The organism is Mesorhizobium sp. M7A.F.Ca.CA.001.08.2.1, from assembly GCF_003998455.1.
GTDB classification, from domain to species: Bacteria; Pseudomonadota; Alphaproteobacteria; order Rhizobiales; family Rhizobiaceae; genus Mesorhizobium; species Mesorhizobium ciceri.
Genome location: NZ_RZPW01000560.1, coordinates 1 through 4,284 on the forward strand (window position 1 = coordinate 1; position 4,284 = coordinate 4,284).

5 protein-coding genes are annotated in these 4,284 nt (G+C 64.4%); 3 read left to right on the forward strand and 2 right to left on the reverse strand.

The window, feature by feature from the left end; translation table 11 throughout:
• Positions 1-12: 12 nt before the first annotated feature.
• Positions 13-654, reverse strand: coding sequence for a DapH/DapD/GlmU-related protein (locus EN914_RS26245; RefSeq protein ID WP_024501451.1), 642 nt, complete (start codon positions 652-654; stop codon positions 13-15).
• A 147-nt stretch (positions 655-801) separates the two neighbouring features.
• Positions 802-1,320, reverse strand: a complete 519-nt coding sequence (locus EN914_RS26250; protein ID WP_024501452.1) for a CreA family protein — start codon at positions 1,318-1,320, stop codon at positions 802-804.
• A 188-nt stretch (positions 1,321-1,508) separates the two neighbouring features.
• Between EN914_RS26250 and EN914_RS26255 the strand changes: the two genes are divergently transcribed.
• From EN914_RS26255 to EN914_RS26265, 3 genes are all read left to right on the forward strand, one after another.
• Positions 1,509-2,087, forward strand: a complete 579-nt coding sequence (locus EN914_RS26255; RefSeq protein ID WP_013530973.1) for an SCO family protein — start codon at positions 1,509-1,511, stop codon at positions 2,085-2,087.
• A 10-nt stretch (positions 2,088-2,097) separates the two neighbouring features.
• Positions 2,098-2,970: a 50S ribosomal protein L11 methyltransferase gene (locus EN914_RS26260; protein WP_024501453.1), complete on the forward strand. Its 873-nt coding sequence runs from the start codon at positions 2,098-2,100 to the stop codon at positions 2,968-2,970.
• Between the two features lie 138 nt (positions 2,971-3,108).
• Positions 3,109-4,284 (forward strand): aminopeptidase P family N-terminal domain-containing protein (locus EN914_RS26265; protein WP_206527239.1); only part of this gene is annotated, 1,176 nt, incomplete at its 3' end.

Consider the following 4,284-nt stretch of genomic DNA (forward strand, 5'->3'; position numbering starts at 1 on the left):
GTCTTGAACTGGTCAGACGGCGTCGTTTTCCCAGCGATCGAGGAACGCTTCGATCGGCATTGCCTGCATGTCGGGAACCGCTCTGGCGAGCTTTTCGACCGGCCAGTCCCACCAGGCGAGAGCTTCGATCCGCGCCGCGACATCCGGAGCGAAGCGTGGCCGGAGAGCCTTCGCCGGCACGCCGGCGACGATCGCGTAAGGCGGCACATCACGCGTCACCACTGCGTTGGCGCCAACCACCGCGCCATTGCCAATGGTGACCCCGGGCATGATCACCGCGCCGTGGCCGATCCAGACATCATGGCCGATGGTCACGGCTTTCGCCTGCCGCCGCTCGCGGAAGGCGGCATCGACGCCCAGCCAGCGAAAATACTCGTTCGGCCGGTAGCTGAGCTTGTGCTGGGTCAGCCGCTCTATGGGATGCTCCAGCGCATTGATGCGGCTGTTGGCGGCGATCGAGCAGAATTTCCCGATCGTCGTGTAGATGGCTTCGCAATGGCGTTCGAAATAGGAGAAGTCGCCGACGGTGACCTCGCGCAACACCACCCGCTCGCCGATCGAGGCATAGCGGCCGAGCTTGCACGCCTTTAATTCCGCGGTCGGATGGATGCGTGGCTCAGGGTCTTTCGGGACGAGATTTTCGGAACGGTCCATGCCGGCGGCTTTACCCCCAGGCGATTGGTCCCGCAAGCGGGGCCAATCGTCCGTCAGATCGTTTCCCAGCTAGGATTCGCCCGAGCGAACGGTCCCGCAAGGGGACCATCCGTCCGCCCGGCCAGTTCCGGGAAGGAGCTGAGCCGCCTATTGCGGCTTGCCTTTGCTCCACACCACGTTCTGGCCGTAGAGCGGCACGGTGGTGACCGACATTTTGGCCGAGCCGTTCTGCACCTGGCGCGAATGCGAGAGATAGATCAGCGTCTCGTTGGCCTTGTCGTAGATGCGGTTCACCACCTGCTTCTTCCAGATCAGGCTGATGCCTTGCTTGAACACTTCCTCGCCGCCCTCGCTCATGTCGATGTCGCCGATGGTGATCGGGCCGGTCTGGCGGCAGGAGATCGAGGAATCGGACGGATCCTCGAACCAGTTGCCCTTGTGCAGGCGATCGATGATGCCGCGATCGAAATAGGAGACATGGCAGGTCACGCCCTCCACCTTGGGGTCCTTGATCGCCTCGACGATGATGTCGTTGCCGAGCCAGTCGACGCCGACCTTGCCGACTTCATCGGCCACGGCGGCCCCGGCACCTAGGACAACGCACGCGGCCAAGGCACCGCCGATCAGTCTTCGCCCAATCAGTCCGTGCCCAATCAGTCGTTGCAAGGGACCCTCCTGCGGTTCGAGTTGCCGGTCACAGGTGGGGCGAGCAGCCCGGCTTTGCAAGCAGATAGGTCGACACCGCAGCGGTTGCGGCAACGCGGCACTTTGCCTGTGCGGGGCCGAACCGCTAAGACTGTGACACAGGCGCGGCATTGAGCCGGCGCGACGATTTCTGCAGACGGACTTTTCTGATGATGCGTTCTATCCTGGTCGGTATTCTCGTCCTGATGGCGGCCGGCATCGGCTGGCTGACCTTCGACTGGTATCGCGGCCACTATGGCGGCGAGCCATTCGGGGCCGCCTTTACTCTGGTCGACCAGAAAGGCGCGCCGATCACCGAAGCCGCCTTCCGGGGCCAGCCCAGCGTCGTCTTCTTCGGCTTCACCCATTGCCCCGAGGTCTGCCCGACCACACTGTTCGAACTGGCCGGCTGGCTGAAGACGCTCGGCGACGACGGCAAGAACCTGCACGCCTATTTCGTATCGGTCGATCCGGAGCGCGACACGCCTGAGGTGATGAACGCCTATGTCAGCAATTTCTCCGACCGCATCGTCGGCATCACGGGCGCTCCGGACAAGGTCCATGCCATGGCCAAGTCGTTCGGCATCTATTGGAAGAAGGTCGACACCGGCGACGGCGACTACACGATGGATCATACCGCCTCGGTGCTGCTGCTCAACGCCAAGGGCGATTTTGCCGGCACAATCGCCTACGGCGAAAGCGCCGATACGGCCATCGCCAAGCTGAAGCGGCTGGCGGCGAAAGGCTGATTACCATTTCATGACCCAGACGCGCCTTTACTTCACCACCGGAAAGATCGAGTCCGTCAGCATTTTCGCGGCGCTTGAGGCGGCCTTCGAGGAAGAGGGGCTGCCGATCGCCGTGCTGGAGGTCGACGAGGACAAGGACATCCACGAAGTATCGCTCTATGCCGATGGCGACATCGATGCGGTCGAGACCCGCTTGAAGGACATCCTTGCCGGCCTTTCCCTGTCGAAGCCGATCGAGCGCGAGCCCCTGCCCGACATCGACTGGGTGGCGCATTCGCTGGAAGAGCTGAAGCCGGTGCGTGCCGGACGTTTCTTCGTCCACGGCGCACATGACCGCAGGAAACGCCACAGCGGCGAACTCGCCATCGAAATCGAAGCCGGCCTCGCCTTCGGCACCGGCCATCACGGCACCACCGCCGGCTGCCTGGAAATGCTGGAAAGAGTGGTCCGGCGCGAACACCCGCGCAATGCGCTCGACCTCGGCACCGGCAGCGCGGTACTGGCGATCGCCGTCGCCAAGCTGGCGCACATTCCGGTGCTGGCCACCGACATCGATCCGGTGGCGGTGCGGGTGGCTGCCGCCAATGCGCGGCTCAACCACGTCAAGGCACTGGTGGAAACAGCAACCGCGCCCGGCTTTCACCATCCGATCTTCGGCAAGCGCGCACCCTTCGATCTGATCGTCGCCAACATATTGGCGCGGCCGCTGATGCGGCTGGCGCCGCAAATGGCCCATCATATCGCACTTGGCGGCTCGATCGTGCTGTCGGGCATCCTCGAGCGCCAGCGCGACGCGGTCATCTCGGCCTATGTCGGCCAGAATTTCCGCCATGTCAGAACCTTGCACCGCGAGGGCTGGGTGACGATCCACCTGAAGCATTAGACCGGCACCGACCGAGCCTGGACCAAATTCCCCCAGTTGTCAGTCCGGCGATGCTGTAGCAGGTTGCGCGCAGCCGGAAATCGATTCCGATTTCCGCGACCGTACGCTACGGTTGCGCGGACATGCAGGAGGCCCACCATGTTCCAGACCTTCGATTCCGCGGGCGACCCGGCCGTCGGCAAACCGCGCGTGGCGCTGCTGCGCCAATGGCTTGAAGCCAACGGGCTGGACGGCTTCATCGTCCCGCGTGCCGACGAGCATCAGGGCGAATATGTCGCCGATCGTTCGGCGCGGCTGAAATGGCTGACCGGCTTCAGCGGCTCGGCCGGCGTCGCCATCATCCTGCGCGACCGCGCCTTCGTCTTTGTCGACGGGCGCTATACGCTGCAGGTGCGCAGCGAGGTCGATCTCGACGTCTTTTCAATCGAAAGCCTGGTCGACAATCCGCCGGCTGTCTGGCTGAAAGACAATCTTGGCAAGGGCGCACGGCTCGGCTTCGATCCATGGCTGCACACGATCAGCGAGGTCAAGGCGCTGCAGGCCTCAGTCGACAAGAACGGCGCCGTACTGGTGCCGCTCGACAAGAACCCGATCGACATCATCTGGAAGGATCAGCCCGACGCGCCGGTGGCCCCGGTCGAGCTCCACCCGATCGGCTTTGCCGGCGAGCTCGCCAAGGACAAGCTGGCGCGGCTGGCGGCGGCGATCGCCAAGGACGGCGCCACCCATGCGGTGCTGACCGACCCCTCCTCCATCGCCTGGGCCTTCAACATCCGTGGCGGCGACGTGCCGCACACGCCGCTGGCGCTCGGCTTCGCCATCCTCGCCGCCGATGGGTCGCACCAGCTTTTCATGGATAAGCGCAAATTCTCGCGCCAGGTCGCCGCCTACCTCACCCAGCTGGCCGAGCCGCACGAGCCCGGCGAATTCGAGGCGGCAATCGTGGGCCTCGCCAAGTGCGGCGCGAAGATCGCGCTCGACCCGGTGCTGGCGGCCGACAGGCTTTGCATGCTGGTCGAGAAGAATGGTGGCACGGTGATTGCAGCAGCCGACCCCGCCCGCATCCCGCGCGCCACCAAGAACCAGGCCGAGATCAACGGCTCGCGCGCCGCGCATCGCCGTGATGGCGCTGCGGTGGCGAAGCTCTTGTGCTGGCTGGAGCGGCAAAAACCCGGCTCGCTCGACGAGATATCGGTCGTCACCAGGCTGGAGGAGTCGCGTCGGCGGACTGGCGAGGAAACGCAGATGCCGCTGCGCGACGTCTCCTTCGACACCATTTCGGGCGCCGGCCCGAACGGCGCCATCATGCATTAC

Bases quoted from the DNA above. Each gene is read 5' to 3' on its own strand.
- EN914_RS26245 (WP_024501451.1), bottom strand. From the start codon at position 654: ATGGACCGTTCCGAAAATCTCGTCCCGAAAGACCCTGAGCCACGCATC.
- EN914_RS26255 (WP_013530973.1), top strand. From the start codon at position 1,509: ATGATGCGTTCTATCCTGGTCGGTATTCTCGTCCTGATGGCGGCCGGC.
- EN914_RS26260 (WP_024501453.1), top strand. From the start codon at position 2,098: ATGACCCAGACGCGCCTTTACTTCACCACCGGAAAGATCGAGTCCGTC.